Source organism: Psychrobacter coccoides, from assembly GCF_017498085.1.
Classification (GTDB): Bacteria; Pseudomonadota; Gammaproteobacteria; order Pseudomonadales; family Moraxellaceae; genus Psychrobacter; species Psychrobacter coccoides.
In genome coordinates this window covers 47,599-64,003 of sequence record NZ_JAGBKM010000019.1, presented here as the reverse complement: position 1 = coordinate 64,003, position 16,405 = coordinate 47,599, and the positions used below count along the sequence as shown (strand labels likewise).

14 protein-coding genes and 1 pseudogene are annotated in these 16,405 nt (G+C 44.8%); all 15 read right to left on the bottom strand.

Annotated elements, in window-relative coordinates; genetic code table 11:
- Positions 1–1,208, bottom strand: a 1,208-nt coding sequence (locus tag J3492_RS10400) for a TRAP transporter large permease (protein WP_207991270.1), incomplete at its 3' end; no start/stop codon positions are given.
- Positions 1,205–1,732 (bottom strand): TRAP transporter small permease, encoded by a 528-nt coding sequence (locus tag J3492_RS10395; RefSeq protein WP_207991984.1) that lies wholly within the window; start codon positions 1,730–1,732, stop codon positions 1,205–1,207. The genes J3492_RS10395 and J3492_RS10400, both read right to left, overlap by 4 nt.
- Positions 1,733–1,950: 218 nt before the next feature.
- The gene (locus J3492_RS10390) at positions 1,951–2,604 is read right to left on the bottom strand and encodes a 3-oxoacid CoA-transferase subunit B (RefSeq protein WP_207991983.1); all 654 of its coding nucleotides are present in this window, start codon (positions 2,602–2,604) and stop codon (positions 1,951–1,953) included.
- Positions 2,601–3,272, bottom strand: a complete 672-nt coding sequence (locus J3492_RS10385) for a 3-oxoacid CoA-transferase subunit A (RefSeq protein ID WP_207991982.1) — start codon at positions 3,270–3,272, stop codon at positions 2,601–2,603. Before J3492_RS10385 ends, J3492_RS10390 begins: the two co-directional genes overlap by 4 nt.
- 45 nt (positions 3,273–3,317) lie before the next feature.
- Positions 3,318–4,505 carry a 4-hydroxybenzoate 3-monooxygenase gene (gene pobA, locus J3492_RS10380; RefSeq protein WP_207991981.1) on the bottom strand — a complete coding sequence of 396 codons (1,188 nt, stop codon included), beginning with the start codon at positions 4,503–4,505 and terminating at the stop codon, positions 3,318–3,320.
- Positions 4,506–4,562: 57 nt separating this feature from the next.
- Positions 4,563–5,186, bottom strand: a complete 624-nt coding sequence (gene pcaG / locus J3492_RS10375) for a protocatechuate 3,4-dioxygenase subunit alpha (protein WP_207991980.1) — start codon at positions 5,184–5,186, stop codon at positions 4,563–4,565.
- A 3-nt stretch (positions 5,187–5,189) separates the two neighbouring features.
- Entirely contained in the window at positions 5,190–5,918 is a 729-nt protein-coding gene (gene pcaH / locus J3492_RS10370) for a protocatechuate 3,4-dioxygenase subunit beta (RefSeq protein WP_207991979.1), read from the bottom strand.
- 63 nt (positions 5,919–5,981) lie between these two features.
- Complete coding sequence (pcaDC, locus tag J3492_RS10365) at positions 5,982–7,154, bottom strand: bifunctional 3-oxoadipate enol-lactonase/4-carboxymuconolactone decarboxylase PcaDC (RefSeq protein WP_207991978.1); 1,173 nt, start codon at positions 7,152–7,154, stop codon at positions 5,982–5,984.
- Complete coding sequence (pcaF, locus tag J3492_RS10360; protein WP_207991977.1) at positions 7,154–8,365, bottom strand: 3-oxoadipyl-CoA thiolase; 1,212 nt, start codon at positions 8,363–8,365, stop codon at positions 7,154–7,156. Before pcaF ends, pcaDC begins: the two co-directional genes overlap by 1 nt.
- Positions 8,366–8,758: 393 nt before the next feature.
- Positions 8,759–10,366, bottom strand: a complete 1,608-nt coding sequence (gene mdlC, locus J3492_RS10355) for a benzoylformate decarboxylase (protein WP_243453221.1) — start codon at positions 10,364–10,366, stop codon at positions 8,759–8,761.
- Positions 10,367–10,596: 230 nt separating this feature from the next.
- Positions 10,597–11,643, bottom strand: coding sequence for a TRAP transporter substrate-binding protein (locus J3492_RS10350; protein ID WP_207991975.1), 1,047 nt, complete (start codon positions 11,641–11,643; stop codon positions 10,597–10,599).
- 325 nt (positions 11,644–11,968) lie between these two features.
- Positions 11,969–12,457 (bottom strand): annotated as a pseudogene (locus J3492_RS10345) (class II aldolase/adducin family protein); the annotation flags it as partial.
- A gap of 190 nt (positions 12,458–12,647) precedes the next feature.
- On the bottom strand, positions 12,648–13,697 hold the full coding sequence (locus tag J3492_RS10340; RefSeq protein WP_207991974.1) for a TRAP transporter substrate-binding protein: 1,050 nt from the start codon (positions 13,695–13,697) through the stop codon (positions 12,648–12,650).
- Positions 13,698–13,748: 51 nt separating this feature from the next.
- Positions 13,749–14,804: a TRAP transporter substrate-binding protein gene (locus J3492_RS10335; protein WP_207991973.1), complete on the bottom strand. Its 1,056-nt coding sequence runs from the start codon at positions 14,802–14,804 to the stop codon at positions 13,749–13,751.
- A 225-nt stretch (positions 14,805–15,029) separates the two neighbouring features.
- Positions 15,030–16,400 carry a lyase family protein gene (locus J3492_RS10330; RefSeq protein ID WP_207991972.1) on the bottom strand — a complete coding sequence of 457 codons (1,371 nt, stop codon included), beginning with the start codon at positions 16,398–16,400 and terminating at the stop codon, positions 15,030–15,032.
- Positions 16,401–16,405: the final 5 nt, after the last annotated feature.

Genomic DNA, 16,405 nt, shown 5'->3' with positions numbered 1-16,405 from the left:
ACCCCCCTAAACATCTCCGACAGCTTAATATGCGGTGCCACCGCCTTAATCACAAAGATATTCATCCCCATCGGCGGCGTGATCAGACCCAGCTCTACCGTAAGTACCGCAATGATACCAAACCAGATCGGATCAAAGCCCAAGGCTAGAATGATGGGGAACACCACTGGAATGGTAATCACCAACATGGCGAGCGCATCCATAAACAGACCAAGCAGGAAGTACATCAGCAAGATGGCCAGCAGAACGATCATCGGACTGACGGCCAAACCACCAATCCAAGTGGCTAACGAATAAGACAGTCTGGAGACTGAGATAAAGTAGCCTAAAGCTTCAGCACCCAGTAGCATAAAGAACACCACAGCAGACAGAGCTAGGGTCTCAATCAGTGACTGTTTCAGTCCTCTCATACGCATGCCTTTGGCAGCAGCATACGCCCAAGAGGCAAAGGCACCGACAGCGGCCCCTTCGGTTGGGGTAAACAGGCCAAAGAAGATACCGGCAATGATCAGAACAAAGATAAAGCCAAAGGGGATGAGTCCGGTTAGGGACAGCAGTTTGTCTTTCCAGGGGGTCTTCTCGCCGCGCGGGGCGAGGTGCGGTTTCCAGCGTACCATGATCATGACGGTCAAGGAGTACATGACCATGCCAAGGATGCCAGGCAGAAAGCCGGCGATAAACATGTCACCGACTGATTGTTCGGTGAGGATGGCGTAGACCAGTAAGGCGATGCTGGGCGGGATCATGATGCCAAGGGTACCACCAGCGGCGAGGATGCCGCAGGCAAAGCCGGGTTTGTAGCCGTATTTCTCCATTTGCGGTAAGGCGACACGGGTCATGGTGGAGGCGGTGGCAAGGGAGGAGCCTGAGATGGAGGCGAAGATGCCTGAGGATCCGATGCCGGCGATGCCAAGACTGCCTCTGACGCCGCCAAAGATGGTGCGGGTGGCGTCAAAGAGTTTGGCGGCCATGCCTGAGTGGGTGGCAAAGACGCCCATTAAAATGAATAGTGGGATGGCGCTGAAGTCATACTTGGCTAAGACGTCGACTGGGAGGTCTTTGAGCATTTGTAGGGCCCCGTCTGAGCTGGTGACGGCGCCAAAGCCGACGAGGCCGACGCCGAGCATGGCGAGGGCGACGGGGACTCTGACGACGACCAGTATGATCATGATGAGTAAGCCGATGGCTCCGATTATTTCTGGGCTCATGCGCCTGCCTCCTCGGCGTCAAAGAATTCGCCTGTTCTAAAGATGTTGATGGATTCGATGAGTGAGCGGATGGCCAGTAGTAGGCTGAGTGCTGCGCTGATCAGGTAGATGGGCATCATGGAGAGTCTGAGGTCTTGGGTGACTTTGCCAAATTCGATGGCGTCTAGGGCGCTTTCGTATAACCCCCAGGTGAAGACGAGGCCGATAAAGAAGAAGCCCATCATGAAGATGCCCATCATGTAGCCTTTGATGGCTTTGGGCATCTTTTGGGTGAAGACGTCGACGATGATTTGTGAGCGCTCGACATAGGCGGCAAAGGCGGCCAGTAGGGCGAAGAGCATGAAGTAGGAGACGATCTCGACGCTGCCTTTGACGGTGAAGCCCATGTCGCCGCCGGTGAGTTTGAAGATGTAGCGGGCGCCGACGTCAAGGATGGTGACGAGGACGATGATCACTAGGCTGATGCCGCCGATAAACTGACACAGCCTGGAGATGAGGGTGCTGAGTTTGGTTAAAAGTATCATGAGAGTATGCCTTGTAGGTTAGACTTTACAGGTGGCGCTGGCGGCCATATGAGAATAGAGGTGCTTAGACCTCCCCTGTACTATTAAGGCTAGATACTTTACTATCAGCAAGGTTAGACATCGTAAGTCTAGTTGTGTTGCGTGAAGTCGCTTTCGCTACTTCACGTTTTGAATATGTTTTCATCGTAGAATCCCTTCTTGATGGATATTGAACTTTATTACGTGTTGTTGATTAATTTAGCGCCTGTTTTAGCTTGCAGCTCCTCAAAAGTTAAGCCATCGATAATTTCGCGTACGGCCAAGCCTTTATCAGTGACATTAATCACTGCCAGATCAGTGTAGATGCGATTGACGCATTTTTCACCCGTGATAGGCAGCTTAAGATTTTCAACAATTTTAGGCTCACCATTTTTGCTGACATGATCCATCATCACATAGACTTCTTTGGCACCAACCGCTAAGTCCATCGCCCCGCCTACTGCGGGAATATCTTGTGGTCGACCCAAAAACCAGTTGGCAATATCGCCATTTTCAGCGACTTCAAAGGCACCTAGTACACATAAGTCAATATGCCCACCGCGAATCATCGCAAAAGAATCACCATGATGGAAATAACTACCACCTTCTAGCAAGGTGATATATTGTTTACCAGCATTGATTAAATCGCCGTCCTCTTTACCCTCAGCAGGTTCAGGGCCCATGCCCAAGACCCCATTCTCACTGTGCAAAAAGATATCTTTATCATCTGGCAAAAAATCAGCAACTTTCGTGGGTTGGCCAATACCTAAATTGACGTACATACCCTCTTCAATATCCTCTGCAACGCGGCGGGCGATCTCATCTACGGACCATGGTGTATAGTTAGTTATCATGCTTTTGCTCCAATGTGAACGACTTCATGAACGAAAATACCTGGGGTGACGATATGCTCAGGATCTAAAGCACCGAGCTCCACCACTTCGCTGACTTGCGCAATGGTATGACTGGAAGCTGCGGCCATAATAGGCCCAAAGTTGCGGGCAGCTTTGTTATAAATCAGGTTACCCCAGCGATCGCCTTTTAGTGCTTTAATAAGCGCAAAATCGCCTTTGATAGGATATTCCAATACATAGTTGACACCATCAATGGTGCGCGTCTCTTTGCCTTCAGCAAGTAAGGTTCCATAAGCTGTCGGGGTATAAATCGCACCAAGGCCACTACCACCTGCTTGAATACGGGCAGCCAAAGTACCTTGTGGCACTACTTCCAGCTCAATCTTGCCTGCTCGGTAGAGATCATCAAAGATATATGAGTCGTGCTGACGTGGAAAAGAGCAGATGATCTTACGCACGCAACCTGCTTTTAGCAGTGCCGCAAGCCCAGTATCACCGTTACCTGCATTATTATTAACTATCGTTAGGTCTTTTGCATTACGCTCAATCAGAGCATCTATCAGCTCTGCTGGCTGTCCTGCCAAACCAAAGCCACCTATCAAGATGGTGGCACCATCATGAATATTGCTGATGGCTTCGGTCGCAGATTTTGTTATTTTGTTTAACATTGACTTGTCCTATAAAAAAGAAGCAAAAATCTGAGTCTGAATGCCCTATTCCAGCGCTTCAAACGGTAATCCAACGTAGTTTTCCGCAATGGTTGTCTTCCCTGCTTCTGAGTGAATGAAATAATCAAACTCAGCTTGTTGCACACGGAAATCAAAACGACCAGCACTTTCAAAGCGATGTAAGAACATGGTCATCCACCATGAAAAACGTACCGCTTTCCAGACACGGGCTAGACAAATTTCTTGATAGCGTGGAATCAGATCGGTACGGCCTTCGTTATATATTTTGACAAACAGGCGGAATGCTGTTTCGACATCACTGGCGGCAAGGTTCAGACCTTTCGCACCTGTTGGTGGTACGATATGCGCCGCATCACCCAACAAAAACACTTTGCCATACTGCATGGTTTCGCAGACATAAGAGCGTAGTGGTGCGATGCTCATCTCTAATGCCGGACCTGTGACCAAGCGCTCTGCCATTTCTGGTGGGATACGACGCTTTAACTCATCCCAGAACTTGTCTTCATCCCAATTATCTATAGTATCGGTATCAGGTACTTGTAGATAATAACGACTGCGAGTCTCTGAACGCATGGAACATAAGGCAAAGCCACGCTCATGGGCACAGTAAACTAACTCATCGTGTACGGGTGGTGTGTCACTCATCAGACCGAGCCAACCAAAAGGATAGACTTTTTCATACTCTACCAGCTTGTCATGCGGAATCGATTTGCGCGTTACACCATGGAAGCCATCGCAACCAGCGATATAGTCACAATCGATACGGAACGGTTCATCATTATGATGGTAGGTCACATAAGGGTTATCTGAGTCGATATCGTGTAGCTTGACGTTATCAGCTTCATAGACAGTAACGCCGCCGGCTTTTTCACGCTCCTCCATTAAGTCACGAGTAACTTCTGTTTGACCATAGACGATAACGTGTTTGCCACCGCTATACTTTTCTAGGTCCAGATGATGATGCTCACCTTGGAAACTAAAGTCAGTTCCCGTATGGATAATACCTTCTTTGTCCATACGTGCGCCTGCACCTGCTTCACGAATCAAATCTGCTGTGCCTTGCTCTAATACACCGGCACGAATACGACTTAAGACATAGTCTCCAGATTTTCTTTCTAAAATAATGTTATCAATGCCTGCTTTGGTCAGTAATTGACCGAGCAATAACCCAGATGGACCGGCGCCGATGATGGCAACTTGAGTTTTAGTCATGAAATCCCTCTCATTATCTAATTGAAATGTTGATTAGTATCTATGAAATATATGATGTTAAAAGTCGAAGAATACCGTCTCGCCCTCGCCTTGTAGATAGATATCAAAACGATAACGTGGCTTACCCTCGCCTGCTTCTTTGACTGCTATTAAGGTCTGACGGCGTACATCCGATGGAATACCATTCAAGATTGGGCAGTCATCATTAGCCGCTTGTTCGTCATCGAAATAGGCTCTGGTTTGTAGATGGATATTGATACCACGGGCAAACACAGCGATATTGATATGCGGCGCCATTGGCTTACCATCAAAATCTACTTGCCCAGGTTTGATGGTATTAAAATGAAAATCACCGTCTACTGCACAGGCGCTACGCCCAAAGCCACTAAACGGTTGTTTATTATCAAAGTTGGCAATATAGTTGCCTTGACTATCAGCTTGCCAGATTTCAATTAAGGCATCACGCACCAAGTCGCCATTGCCGTCATACACCCGACCAACCAACTCAATATGCTCACCTTCGGCGCCTTCTTTGGCCAAATCCTGCCAGATCTCATCTGCTCGTGATTCAAAACCAGCAATCTCTAACGCCAAGCCGATATGTACAAAAGGCCCTGCCGTTTGCGATGCTGTTTCGCGCAATAAACCCGTTTCATCTTGTAATTTGTATTGGCTATACATGTTTTACTCCTCAAAATAGGTTTGTAATGCGCCGCGAACGACAATATCAAAACGATATGCTAAGCAGTCCATGGGTTTACTCATGGCCATATCTAAGCGTGCAATCATGGTTTCAACGGCGTCTGGATCTTTTAATACTTGTACGATAGGGCACAGCGGAATAAGCGGATCGCCTTCAAAGTACATTTGGGTGATCAAACGTGTTGAGATCGAAGGCCCCATGACCGATACGTGAATATGTGCTGGGCGCCAAGTATTGATGTCATTAGGCCAAGGGTAAGGACCTGGGCGGACTGTGCGAAAGCGATAACGACCATCTGCATCGGTAATGCAACGACCAACACCACCAAAGCTCGGGTCTAACGCAGCCAAATAGCCATCTTTTTTGTGGCGGTATTTACCACCAGCGTTTGCCTGCCACATCTCAACTAAGGTATTGGGCACAGGCTTACCGAACTGATCAATCACACGCCCATGCATAATAATGCGTTCCCCAACAGGCATGCCTGCTGCAGACCCTTCGGTACGAAAGTTCATCAACAAATCATTGTCGTATTGACCAAGCTCTAAACCATCAAAAACAGGACCGCTGCGCTCAGAAGGGCTGGCATTTTGAATACTGACCAGAGCTTGGCGCGGTGAACGAGACACTGAGGTTTTGTAACGCGGGGTATATTGTGCCGGTTGCCATGCTCGATCACGAGCAATAAAATAAGGATACTTTTGACTCATTATAATTTTCTCCATTCTTTTCAAGCATAACTTATATAAATAGTGCACTTAATAGCTTGAATATTAAGAAATTTCATGGCCCCAGCCATTATCTTTAGCCATAGAAAAAGCATGATTTGCTGCTGGTACACCAGCATAAATAGCCACATGCATTAAGACTTGACGCAGCTGATCTTCATTGATGCCTAGACGCTTTGCGGTACGCAGATGCAAACTCAGCTCTCCATCACGCCCAAGCGCCGCTAATATGCCTGTGGTAATCATACTACGCTGTTGTACCGTGAGACTTGGATCTCCCCACAACTCGCCCCAAGCATTACGGGTGATAAACTGCTGAAAAGGATTGTCTAATGTGGTCGCATTTTTAGAGGCTCTTTCAACATGTGCCTCTCCTAAAATTCGCTTACGCTGCACCAACCCTTGCTCATATCTGATACCCGTTTCACCCACAGCCGTCCGAGCTGCATTGGCTTGAAGGTGCTTAACCAATAGGCTTGGCGCCTCAACCGATGGCACATGACCTACCCCTGCAAAGACGCTTAAGCTGGCATCAGTAAATTCAGCTTTCAGTGACTCTAAAGCAGTGACAGGCGTTGAGACATCATCTGCACCCGCTATCAATGCCACACCATTAGCATAATCCGCTAGCTTTCCGCGATTATCGACCTCTGCTAATGCTTCACAAAGCTTGGCATAGCTTTCATCATCGCTGCGTGACAATTGTACTTGCCAGCCTTGTAATACATCAGGATTCTGCTCGACATAACTTGGTGAGAACCAGCGCGGTACAATGGCTTCCGCCATTTCAGCCAAGCCCAAGCGACGCACATTGTCCGCACGCTCAGCCCATGCTTCTTTGGTGCCGATTACCGCACCGGTACTGGTCAGCCAAACTTGCTGTAGGCGCTCAGGCGCTATCTGGCACAAGCTTTGACCAATGACACCGCCGATTGAGGTACCGATAAAATGAAAGCTATCAATGTCTAAAGTGTCAGCCAAAGTAAGGACGTCCTGAGCCAATATCTCAGCGTTCAGTCCCTCTGCCGCAGCGCCGCTACTACCGTGTCCCGGTAGATCCCAGCGCACACAACGATAATGCCCATGTAGCGCATCACAGACTTCATCCCATACATCACGGCTCATGCCTAACGGATGCGCCATAAATAAAGCGGGTAAATAAGTTTCACCACTGTCTTGATACCCAATAAGATGGGCGTCTGTTGTCAAAAATGCCATTACTCTTCTCCTACTCTTGAAACGACCAAAGCAATTCCCTGCCCAACCCCGATACACATGGTACAGAGCGCTCGATCCTTTTTACTATGTTGTAATTCATAGATGGCAGAAATTAAGATACGAGCACCTGACGCTCCAAGCGGATGACCCAAAGCAATAGCACCACCTCTAGGGTTAATGCGCTCGTCATGATCATCAAGTCCCAACTCACGTGAGCAAGCCAATGCTTGGGCAGCAAAAGCTTCATTAAGCTCGATAATATCAACATCATCCAAGCTAAGATTGAGCCGCTTCAATAACTTCTGGGTGGCAGGTACAGGTCCGATACCCATGATCGTTGGCAAAACCCCAGCCGTTGCCATCCCTTCGATTTTTGCCACAGGCGTTAAACCATACTTTTTTACTGCAGCGGCGCTAGCGACTAACATCGCCGCAGCACCATCATTAATACCTGAAGCATTACCTGCGGTGATCGTGCCATTCTCATAGATAGGCCTTAGCTTTGTTAGGGCCGCCATATCAGTATTCGGACGTGGGTGCTCATCTTTATCTACGACGAGTGGCTCTTGCTTACGCCTCTCGATAGTAATAGGAGTGATCTCTGCATTTAGACGACCGTCATTTTGAGCTTGAGCAGCTTTTTGTTGCGACCAAACGGCAAAAGCATCTTGATCTTCACGTGATATATTGTATTTTTCGGCTAGATTCTCTGCGGTACGTGGCATCGCTTCTGTGCCATACATCTCATCAAGCTTTTTGTTAATAAAGCGCCAGCCCATGGTGGTGTCTTGCAACTTCTGACTACGATCATAGGATTTTTCTGGCTTGCCCATGACAAAAGGCGCACGTGTCATCGACTCAACACCGCCCGCCAAAGCCAACTCCATCTCACCACTGGCGATTGCACGAAAAGCCGTGCCAACTGCATCTAACCCAGAACCACACAAACGGTTTATGGTTGTAGCTGGTACTTGCTCTGTTAAACCAGATAACAGGCTGCTCATACGAGCAACGTTGCGATTGTCTTCACCACTTTGGTTGGCACAGCCCATAAACACATCTTCAATCGCACTATGGTCAAACTTAGGGGCCTCTGCTAATACAGACTTAATGACTTGCGCTAGCAGGTCATCTGGACGAATATCAGCTAAAGCACCACCATAGCGGGCTACCGCTGAACGTTTTGGATGACAAATATAAACTGTTGTCATGTTTCTCTCTCCCTAGAGATGATATTAGTTCGGTTCATTGTTCATTGTCGTGACTTAACTATTACACGATTCGATGATCATCACAATTTAATAACACTCATGACTTAACGATGGTTACTACCAAGAACAATCACGACCAGATTTGTTCTATATCAGAATTATTGTTCGTATAGTGAATTAAGTTACCCCTTTTCTAACCTTCTGTCAATATAGAATTCCTTTTTTCTTAATATTTACTTTGTTAATTACAAAAATTATGGTCAGATATATTATTCTAAGCATATAAAATAAAAACCTATGAAATCAAACTCAACCAAATGAATTATTTTGGTTTTAGTTCAAAATCATAGGCTTTTAGTTCTTATTTAAATTTTAAAAATAACTAAAATCTTATCAAATAGCACCTGCTTTAGTATCAACAATTATTTCTAATAGATAACAACCAGACGTATTAATCGCTTTGTTAATCGCTTCCGGTAGTTTTTCATGTTCCTTTATACGAGCAGCATCACATCCCATACTATTAGCTAACTGTACAAAATCAATATTAGGTAAGTCGAGACCTGGTACAGATTGACTATTCATAATCTTACCAAATGAGTGCATTGCGCCATATCCAAGGTTATTTAGAACGATAAAGGTCACAGGTAAATTTAACTGAGCGGCTGTCCAAACTGCTTGAAATGAATACATAGACGAGCCATCACCAATGACACATATTACGCGTTTATCAGTGGCTAGAGCTACTCCGACTGATGCAGGTAGAGCATACCCAAGACCTCCACTTGACATAGTAAAAAAACTATTAGGCCTTGTAATGGGTAGAAAACGCTGGATGACAGAGCGGTGAGAAGGCGCCTCTTCTACTATTACTGAATCAGATGGTCTCGCATGAGCTAGTAGGTCAATGGCATATTCTACTGGAATAGGTGTGCTTCCAGTTATTTTTAGAGTAGCAGGACGAATCGGTATAGCAAAACTATCACTCTGAGAGTTAGATAAAGAAGCGAGCTTATCAAGCACAGCGTTAAGACTGTGATTTATTGAACCAAATAAAGTGGTAGTGGCAGAAGAAAATGCCGCATACTTTGGATCATCAGTAATTTGATAAATTTCAACTTCAGAGTCAAATATATCCACTTCACCTGCAATATGCAGTGTAAACACAGGTGCACCAACTACAAGAATCACATCATAATCAGCAAGTTTTTTTGACAGTTGCTCAGGAAGAGCTGGAAGAAACCCTGCAAACTGAGGATGGTTTTCCGGAAAGCTAGCTCGACTTGAATACGGGGCTTCCCAAACATGTGCTTGCAGCCGCTCAGCCAGTTTGACCGCTGTATTAAATGCGCCTTGCCTATCCACATCCGATCCTACGACTACGGCTAAATTTTGACTGTTTTCTAACGCTTGTAATAATTGGTTGATAGCATCTTCAGTTGGCGTAGTACCCTCTATTACCTTTGAGTAATTAGGCATCTGTGTCGTTTTATCCCAATCATCAGAGGGTATAGACACAAAGGTTGGCCCACGTGGATGCTGCATAGAAATATGATAGGCTTGAGCTATTGCCAATGGGACATCTTCGGGGCGTGCGGGCTCAATACTCCATTTAACATAAGGCTTTGGAAAATCCGCTGCGTGATCTGCTCCAAGGTAAGGCGCAAATGGTAATATACTACGTGATTGCTGACCTGCTGTTATGACTAATGGGGTATGATTTCGATATGCAGTGAAGATGTTTCCTAAAGCATGACCAACACCTACTGCTGAATGCAGATTAACAAAAGCAGCATTGCCAGACGCTTGAGCATAACCATCTGCCATAGCCACAGCAGATGATTCTTGTAGAGCCAACACATATTCAAAATCTTCAGGAAAATTATTTAAAAAGTTAAGCTCAGTAGAGCCAGGATTACCAAATACCTTAGTCATATTTAGTTCACGCATCAGACGAAACGTTATTTGTTGTACGGTATTTTTATGATTAATAAGAGACATAGACAACATCCTTGTCAGTAATTATTTATTGCCGAGTTTAATGTAGACAGAACTGTTTATGTTAAGGGTTAGAGTCTAAAACGTTTCAATTATTTCAGTATGATGAATAGTACATTTACTTAACTAGCATGACCTAAATTACTCTCCATATCGAAAATACGGAGAGTGAACTCTTTATTAACGCTACTATCCAACTAAGCGAACCACTTAAGCAAAAAGTTAAATAGCTACTAAGATTGACATGCTGCGCTCGCTTCTTTAGTTTTCTGATAAGCGGTTTGAGAGTCCAATCCCAGCTTTGCGATATCTTGCAGGTATCTTTGTGTACCTTCTTCTAAAGGCTTTTTCCAATCTGGATTATTTAATGGGTTTGGGATATCTATTATTGTATCGCCTTTTGCTTTTGCTGCTGCCATATATCTTGCATCATCTTCATCGAATACCTTACCAGCAATCTCAGCCATAGCTTTACCTGAATTATCATCAATTACTTTTTTCAAATCATCTGGCAGACTTTCATATTTGTCCTTGTTCATAGTCACTATGATTGGTGAACTATAGAAAGGTATGTTTGTATGGGTGTTTGTTATTTCTGTTAGCTTAAACGAGCCCATCGCATCCCAAGGTAAGCTTGTACCGTCCAACACACCGCGTTGGAGGGAGGTATAAAGATCTGTCACGGGTAATCCCACAGGTGTGCCACCAGCAGCTTCAATAATATTTCCTGTGATAGCTGAAGGGCCTCGAATACGCATTCCTTTTAAGTCATCTGGTTTACGAATCGGTTTATCGACAGTGTGTAAGCCTCCAGGACCAGTACCCATCATGAATAAAACATGTGTATCCTCATACTCACTTGAAATTACCCCATTGTCATACAGACTGTGTAGCATACAATTTAATTGTGTTGCTGAATTTGAGAGTCCTGGTAATTCTGCAATTTGTGTCAATGGGAAGCGGCCATTGGTGTATCCTTGTAACGTAGCTCCTATATCAACAACACCATTGGCAACGGCATCATAGGTTGCATTTGGCTTACTGAGTGTTGCAGAAGAGTATATCTCAACGTTAATTTTGCCTTCAGAGTCTTCTTCTACTTTTTGTGCCCAGTGTTCAAAGATCTCTGTATTTGTCGTTGAGCTAGCAGGCCAGAAATGTGAAAAACGTAATGTCGTCACTTCTTGAGAGTCTTGATTAGCAGTGCTATCTGATTGTGAGCAGCCAGTCATACCTATCAAAGTAGCCAATGCTAGACTTAATGGAAAGGTTTTATTCATCACAAATTCCTTTTAGTGATTGTAAAATATTATAAATATAAAGTTAGACGTAGCTTTTAATTTACACAACTTGTATTGCATCCTAGTAAATGGGAGCCATAAATTTATACTTTATATGGTTAAAACTCTCTTAGATCGTCAGAACATTCCTTAAACTGGATACGGACGTTGTTACGTCTGTACCGACACCCACTAGTAAGTGCTGAACTCATCAAAGGTAATATAGCGACCGAAGAGACCTACACCTGAAGCTTTTTCGTCACTAAAAGCAATACGCCGGCCACTCAGATAGTCTAACCTCAGCACCTGAAGCCATGACTTTTAACTAAACCTGACAGCCTTGTATAATTTGGTACATTCGCATAAATGCCCAAGCCACATCAGGCCCGGTGGTAACAACTCCATGATTGTTAAGCATCAAGGTGTAATTGGTCGGGCCTAGCGAGCCTACCAGTCTTTGCTGCTCGCTTTCATCCAGTACGATGCTTTCAAAGTCATGGTAACCAATACGATCGTAGAACATAAAAGTTTCTTGATATAAGGGCATAAAGCCACACTTGAGCGCACTTACTGCTTGAACATCAGGATTGTGGGTATGCATGACGCAGTGAACATCAGTTCTACCCTTACGCAAGGCCGTATGAATAACACTACTAGCTTTATTAATAGCATAAGATGAGTCATCAACTGTATTGCTATCAAAATCTATTTTTACAAAATTTGAAGGGGTAATTGCACTATACAAAAGTCCAAACGCATTAATCAATAGATGCTTTGTACTTGGAGCTCTATATGAAATATGATTATAAACTTGAGTCGTCCATCCTTAATAATCAACCATTCTATAGCACAGTGCTAACTCTACTCGAACCTTCCACTCAACATCGCTATAATCTACAGGCGTCACTGCTAAGGCAAAAATATCTTTCATAGTCTGATCCATAATGCCCTTCATCACTCTTCCTAATAAGCAATACTGTTCTGACTAGGGACTCTACTACACTTTAAACTTTACAAGCCGCACTAGCTGCTTGCGCTTTTTCATAGACACCTTGTGCGTCTAGCCCTTGAGCTTCAAGATTGTCTAAATAGCTTTGGATTTCTGTCTTGAGTATACCGCTCCAAGCAGGATCACTTAATGGATCAGGAATCTCTATCATCGTATCACCGCGAGCTTTGGCCTCAGCAATCACTCTGGTATCTTCTCTATCAAATAAATTACCAGCAGTCTTTGCCATCTCCATCCCTGAATGGTTATCTATGACTTGTTTGAGATCATCAGGCAGGCTTTCGTATTTATCTTTATTCATCGTCACAAGCAAAGCCGAGCCATATAAAGGCATGGTCGTATGCGTATTTGTTAATTCAGCTAACCTAAAAGCGCCTGCCGCATCCCAAGGCGTACTCACGCCATCAATGACGCCGCGCTGCAAAGACGTATATTGATCAGAAGCTGGCATCCCAACAGGGGTACCACCAGCCGCTTCGATAATATTAGCCGCTATCTCTAACGGGCGGCGAATACGCATGCCTTTTAAGTCTTCCGGCTTGCGGATAGGCTTATCAATAGTATGGAAAGCGCCAGGTCCTGACGCCATCATAAATAGTGGATGCGTGTCATCATACTCACTTGCTATTACATCATCGTTATACAAGGTTTGTAGCATACAGCTTAATTGAGTGCCTGAGCTTGACAGACCCGGAAGCTGAGTAATTTCAGTCAATGGAAAACGACCACTGATATAGCCTTGAACCTGAGCACCTATATCAACCGTACCCTTGGCCGTTGAGTCATAAGTGATGTCGGGCTTACTCAAGGTCGCTGAAGGATAAATCTCAACCTTGAGCCTACCAGCTGAATCGTCTTCGATCTGTCTGGCCCAAGGCTCAAACACATCCTTATGTAGTGCAGCTGTAGCAGGCCAAAAATGAGAGAACCTTAAGATTATAGCGTCCTCCTTAACCGCCCCTTCAGGCTGACCTGAACAACTTGAAAGACCCGTCGCAAATGCTACGAATAAAAACATAGCACTGGTTTTAAATTTATTAGACATTGTTATTTCTTCCCTGTAAATAAGCTGTATCTAATTTTTATTATACATACTTTAAGACTTACAAGCCGCACTTGCTTCTTTGGCTTTTTCATAGACCATTTGCGCATCTAATCCAAGTGCTTCAACATCTTTTAAGTATTTTTGCGTCCCTGCTTCTAATGGGCCTCTCCAAGCAGGATCATTCAATGGATCAGGAATGTCTATTATCACATCACCATTAGCTTGGGCTTCAGCCATAAACTTATCATCTTCGGCATCGAACACTTTACCAGCAAGCGCCGCCATCATCTTGCCAGAATTATTGTCAATGACCTGCTGCAGATCCTTTGGCAGCCCTGCATATTTATCCTTGTTCATAGTGACCACGATAGCCGAGCTATAAAACGGAATGTTGGTATGAGTGTTCGATAGCTCAATCAGTTTAAATGAGCCCATGGCATCCCATGGCAGACTCAAACCATCAAGCACACCACGTTGTAGTGACGTATATACATCAGTGACAGGCAAGCCGACAGGTGTGCCGCCTGCCGCTTCAATGATGTCACCAGCGATGGCCGATGGACGGCGAATGCGCAAGCCTTTCAAATCATCTGGTTTGTTGATAGGTTGGTCAACCGTATGAATACCGCCAGGGCCAGTTCCCATCATAAACAGTAGGTGTGTATCTTCATACTCACTTGATATCACCCCATCATCATATAAGGTCTGTAGCATACAGTTCATTTGTGTCGCTGAGTTAGATAGACCTGGGAGTTCTGTGATTTGAGTCAATGGAAAACGTCCCGCTGTATAGCCTTGCAGCTGCGAGCCTATATCCACCATACCTTTAGAAGTTGCGTCATAGGCAGCGTCGGCTTTACTGAGGGTTGCAGAAGGGAATATTTCAACTTTTAACCGTCCGTCTGACTCTTCTTCAATCTTTTGCGCCCAAGGGGCAAAAACCTCGGTATGGGTCGCTGAAGTTGCTGGCCAAAAATGGGCAAAACGTAAGGTAGTGGTCTCTTGAGTATCTGTAGCACCATCACTGACTGCATCATTTGATTGCGAGCAACCAGCGATACCAATCATAGTGGCCAAGGCCATACTAAGTGCGAGAGTCTTCTTCATCATGAAGTCCTTTTTGATGATTAAAAATAGTTCTAATATAAAGCTCTGGTGTCAAGTCAGACGCAGCTTGCTTGATGGCGATCTTAAAACAACTTTGAGAAAATGCACAGCCATACCATTAAAAGGTAGCTGTGTTTGTTCTTCATTAGAATAGTTGTTCGTATAGTGAATTAAGGTAACCCTTTTCTATCTTCCTGTCAATCTCGTTATTTGATTTATTACTCTCTATTTATCTCCTTTTAAAGTCAAAATTAATTTCTCAATGGCTCGTAAGATTGTTTGGCACTGGCTACCTGCAGCACCACTATAGGTTAAAGGCGATAGAATAACTTTAAGCTCAGCACTATTATTATTGGCATCGCTATCTACAGACTGTGCTTCTAATAAAGCTAAGAGAGTCTGCACAAACCCGTTGTGCTCGCTATGCGCCTTTTGGCTGGCTTGCTCTATTAAAGGATAAACTTGCTCTTGGTTGTCTAAGAAGTAACGCTGCAAAGTCTCAATAAGATAAGCATCGCTATTTAAATCAAGGTTGGCGGCCATGCGTTCTGGATAAACTTGCAGACCTTGTAGCAAAGTCTTCAGATAAGCCGCTGCACCTGCGACCAAAGCCACTCCCTCGGCTAAAGGTACCCAACTGGCATGCCATTGACCCAATGCACGCTCAAAAGGTTGGGCGGTAGTATTGCTTATCACACTCAGATGACCATGCATTCTTAAGGTGGCTGTTTTAATTAAGCCACACAATACAGGGTTGCGCTTATGAGGCATTGAAGAGGACCCGCCCATCCCTTTAATCGCAGGCTCAGCCACCTCACCCAATTCAGACTGGCACAGTAATGCAATATCATCAACGATATTTTCCATCGCACCTGCACAGGCATCTAATGCAGAAGCGATCGTATGAATCGGTTGCCTGTTGGTATGCCAAGGCAGTAATGGCAGTGACAAACCAAGTAGTGTGGCAACTTGCTGGGGTAGCTCATACTGCTCGTTGTCTTGATCACTGACCCCTACCGGCCCACCCCATTGCAAATAAAAGCCTGATTGCTCTAATTGTGCTAAATTTGGCATTACAGCGATTAAAGATGCCGCCCACTGTGAGACTTTTACACCAAAAGTAATCGGTAAAGCGTGTTGCAATAAGGTCCTACCCGCCATCGGTGTCGTGCTATGAGCATCTATCAGAGCTGCACATGCTTGCAGCACGTCAATTAAGTCTTGGTTGATACGCTTTAGTGCAGGCTTAAGCATCATCATCATCGCCGTATCAACCACGTCTTGACTGGTGACTGTTTTATGAAAATAGGGCTTTATTTCTGTAGGTAACAAGGATTTGGCTTGGGCGACAAAAGGAATAGCCGCATTGCCACCCAGATAAGTTTGTGACCCGATCGCCTCAATATCAAATAAATCTATCGCTAATGCTTGCTTAGTTTGCTGTAGAATACCTTTGGGAATCAGGCTATTATGTTCTCTGGCTTCGATAATAGCCAATTCAAAATCTAACATCGCTTGCACAAACGAACGGTCAGAGAAATCACGGGCAATATCCGGATGTACAAAAGGCTGATTGATTAACTGAGTAATTCGCATTTAAA

Bases quoted from the DNA above. Each gene is read 5' to 3' on its own strand.
- J3492_RS10395 (WP_207991984.1), bottom strand. From the start codon at position 1,732: ATGATACTTTTAACCAAACTCAGCACCCTCATCTCCAGGCTGTGTCAG.
- J3492_RS10390 (WP_207991983.1), bottom strand. From the start codon at position 2,604: ATGATAACTAACTATACACCATGGTCCGTAGATGAGATCGCCCGCCGC.
- J3492_RS10385 (WP_207991982.1), bottom strand. From the start codon at position 3,272: ATGTTAAACAAAATAACAAAATCTGCGACCGAAGCCATCAGCAATATT.
- pobA (WP_207991981.1), bottom strand. From the start codon at position 4,505: ATGACTAAAACTCAAGTTGCCATCATCGGCGCCGGTCCATCTGGGTTA.
- pcaG (WP_207991980.1), bottom strand. From the start codon at position 5,186: ATGTATAGCCAATACAAATTACAAGATGAAACGGGTTTATTGCGCGAA.
- pcaH (WP_207991979.1), bottom strand. From the start codon at position 5,918: ATGAGTCAAAAGTATCCTTATTTTATTGCTCGTGATCGAGCATGGCAA.
- pcaDC (WP_207991978.1), bottom strand. From the start codon at position 7,154: ATGGCATTTTTGACAACAGACGCCCATCTTATTGGGTATCAAGACAGT.
- pcaF (WP_207991977.1), bottom strand. From the start codon at position 8,365: ATGACAACAGTTTATATTTGTCATCCAAAACGTTCAGCGGTAGCCCGC.
- mdlC (WP_243453221.1), bottom strand. From the start codon at position 10,366: ATGTCTCTTATTAATCATAAAAATACCGTACAACAAATAACGTTTCGT.
- J3492_RS10350 (WP_207991975.1), bottom strand. From the start codon at position 11,643: ATGAATAAAACCTTTCCATTAAGTCTAGCATTGGCTACTTTGATAGGT.
- J3492_RS10340 (WP_207991974.1), bottom strand. From the start codon at position 13,697: ATGTCTAATAAATTTAAAACCAGTGCTATGTTTTTATTCGTAGCATTT.
- J3492_RS10335 (WP_207991973.1), bottom strand. From the start codon at position 14,804: ATGAAGAAGACTCTCGCACTTAGTATGGCCTTGGCCACTATGATTGGT.
- J3492_RS10330 (WP_207991972.1), bottom strand. From the start codon at position 16,400: ATGCGAATTACTCAGTTAATCAATCAGCCTTTTGTACATCCGGATATT.